The organism is Enterorhabdus sp. P55, assembly GCF_009911695.1.
Lineage (GTDB): Bacteria > Actinomycetota > Coriobacteriia > Coriobacteriales > Eggerthellaceae > Enterorhabdus.
This window is the reverse complement of the sequence record NZ_QWKK01000174.1, coordinates 1-3,039: the sequence shown is the minus strand read 5'-3', so window position 1 is coordinate 3,039 and position 3,039 is coordinate 1. Positions and strand designations below refer to the sequence as shown.

At 48.2% G+C, this 3,039-nt stretch carries 1 tRNA gene and 2 rRNA genes; all 3 read left to right on the top strand.

Annotated elements, in window-relative coordinates:
• Nucleotides 1–621: ribosomal RNA gene (locus D1643_RS10440) — 16S ribosomal RNA — on the top strand; the annotation flags it as partial.
• Nucleotides 622–730: 109 nt separating this feature from the next.
• Nucleotides 731–803 (top strand) — tRNA-Ala (locus tag D1643_RS10435).
• Nucleotides 804–970: 167 nt separating this feature from the next.
• Nucleotides 971–3,039, top strand: a 23S ribosomal RNA gene (locus tag D1643_RS10430); the annotation flags it as partial.

Genomic DNA, 3,039 nt, shown 5'->3' with positions numbered 1-3,039 from the left:
TGACGGGGGCCCGCACAAGCGGTGGAGCATGTGGTTTAATTCGAAGCAACGCGAAGAACCTTACCAGGTCTTGACATACTCGTGCTATCCTTAGAGATAAGGAGTTCCTTCGGGACACGGGATACAGGTGGTGCATGGTTGTCGTCAGCTCGTGTCGTGAGATGTTGGGTTAAGTCCCGCAACGAGCGCAACCCTTATTACTAGTTGCCATCATTAAGTTGGGCACTCTAGTGAGACTGCCGGTGATAAACCGGAGGAAGGTGGGGATGACGTCAAATCATCATGCCCCTTATGACCTGGGCTACACACGTGCTACAATGGATGGTACAACGAGTCGCCAACCCGCGAGGGTGCGCTAATCTCTTAAAACCATTCTCAGTTCGGATTGCAGGCTGCAACTCGCCTGCATGAAGTCGGAATCGCTAGTAATCGCGGATCAGCACGCCGCGGTGAATACGTTCCCGGGCCTTGTACACACCGCCCGTCACACCACGGAAGTTGGGAGTACCCAAAGTAGGTTGCCTAACCGCAAGGAGGGCGCTTCCTAAGGTAAGACCGATGACTGGGGTGAAGTCGTAACAAGGTAGCCGTATCGGAAGGTGCGGCTGGATCACCTCCTTTCTAAGGAATATAAAAAAAGATGTTGTTCTACTTTATTCAGTTTTGAGGGGTCTATAAAGACCAACAAGCAGTCTTTTGATGCAAGATAGAGAAGATTGCGTTGAGAGAAGGGGCCTTAGCTCAGCTGGGAGAGCGCCTGCTTTGCACGCAGGAGGTCAGCGGTTCGATCCCGCTAGGCTCCATAAGATACGGAAGTATCTGGTCAACGAAGACGTTAAAATAGGAATTGATCATTGAAAACTAAATAACAATATCTTATAACGATAAATAAACCGAGAAATGTTTTAAACATTTCTGTAAAGCTGCGAATTCTTTTAAAGAGTTCGAAAAAACTTATACTTGTTTTAATGGCAAAGTTAATAAGGGCGCACGGTGGATGCCTTGGCATTAAGAGCCGAAGAAGGACGTGACTAACGACGATATTCTAGGGGGAGCAGTAAGTACGCATTGATCCCTAGGTCTCCGAATGGGGAAACCCACTATGTTATGCATAGTATCCGTAAGTGAATACATAGCTTACGCGAAGGTAACGCAGAGAACTGAAACATCTAAGTACCTGCAGGAAGAGAAAGTAAAAACGATTTCCTAAGTAGCGGCGAGCGAACGGGAAACAGGCCAAACCAAGAAGCTTGCTTCTTGGGGTTGTAGGACTGCAACGTGGACTTAAAGTCTATAGAAGAATTACCTGGGAAGGTAAGCCAAAGAGAGTAATAGCCTCGTATTTGAAATAGACTTTATACCTAGCAGTATCCTGAGTAGGGCTGGACACGCGAAATCCAGTTTGAATCCGGGAGGACCATCTCCCAAGCCTAAATACTCCTTAATGACCGATAGTGAACCAGTACCGTGAGGGAAAGGTGAAAAGAACCCCGGGAGGGGAGTGAAATAGCACCTGAAACCGTGTGCCTACAAGAAGTTCGAGCCCGTCAATGGGTGAGAGCGTGCCTTTTGTAGAATGAACCGGCGAGTTACGTTATGATGCGAGGTTAAGCTGAAGAGGCGGAGCCGTAGCGAAAGCGAGTCTGAATAGGGCGCTTTAGTATCATGATGTAGACCCGAAACCTAGTGACCTATCCATGAGCAGGTTGAAGGTGCGGTAAGACGCACTGGAGGACCGAACCAGGACACGTTGAAAAGTGTTTGGATGACTTGTGGATAGCGGAGAAATTCCAAACGAACTGGGAGATAGCTGGTTCTCTCCGAAATAGCTTTAGGGCTAGCGTCGCAATTTAAGTGTATTGGAGGTAGAGCACTGTTTGGATGAGGGGCCCATCTCGGGTTACCAATTTCAGATAAACTCCGAATGCTAATACACATGTGCGGCAGTCAGACTGCGAGTGCTAAGATCCGTAGTCGAAAGGGAAACAGCCCAGACCACCAGCTAAGGTCCCAAAATATATGTTAAGTGGAAAAGGATGTGGGGTTGCACAGACAACTAGGATGTTAGCTCAGAAGCAGCTATCATTCAAAGAGTGCGTAATAGCTCACTAGTCGAGTGACCCTGCGCCGAAAATGTACCGGGGCTAAACATATTACCGAAGCTGTGGATTTAATATTAATTAAATGGTAGGAGAGCGTTGTAATCAGCGATGAAGGTATACCGTGAGGGGTGCTGGAGCGATTACAAGTGAGAATGCCGGTATGAGTAGCGCAAGATAAGTGAGAATCTTATCCACCGTAAGACTAAGGTTTCCAGGGGAAGGCTCGTCCGCCCTGGGTTAGTCGGGACCTAAGGCGAGGCCGAAAGGCGTAGTCGATGGACAACAGGTTGATATTCCTGTACTAGTATTGTTAGTGATGGAGGGACGCAGTAGGCTAAAGGGAGCCAGTTAATGGATTCTGGTCTAAGCAGTGAGGTGTGGAATGTGTCAAATGCATTTTCCTTTAACATTGAGCTGTGATGGGGAAGCAACTACGGTTGCGAAGCCCTTGATGTCACACTGCCAAGAAAATCTTCTAGCGTTTAATTCAATACTACCCGTACCGCAAACCGACACAGGTAGTCGAGGCGAGTAGCCTCAGGTGATCGAGAGAACTCTCGTTAAGGAACTCGGCAAAATGACCCCGTAACTTCGGGAGAAGGGGTGCTGTAGAAATACAGCCGCAGTGAAAAGATCCAAGCAACTGTTTATCAAAAACACAGCTCTCTGCTAAACCGCAAGGTGATGTATAGGGGGTGACGCCTGCCCGGTGCTGGAAGGTTAAGAGGAGGGGTTAGACATTAGTCGAAGCTCTGAATTGAAGCCCCAGTAAACGGCGGCCGTAACTATAACGGTCCTAAGGTAGCGAAATTCCTTGTCGGGTAAGTTCCGACCCGCACGAAAGGCGTAATGATTTGGATACTGTCTCAACGAGAGACTCGGTGAAATTTTAGTACCTGTGAAGATGCAGGTTACCCGCGACAGGACGGAAAGACCC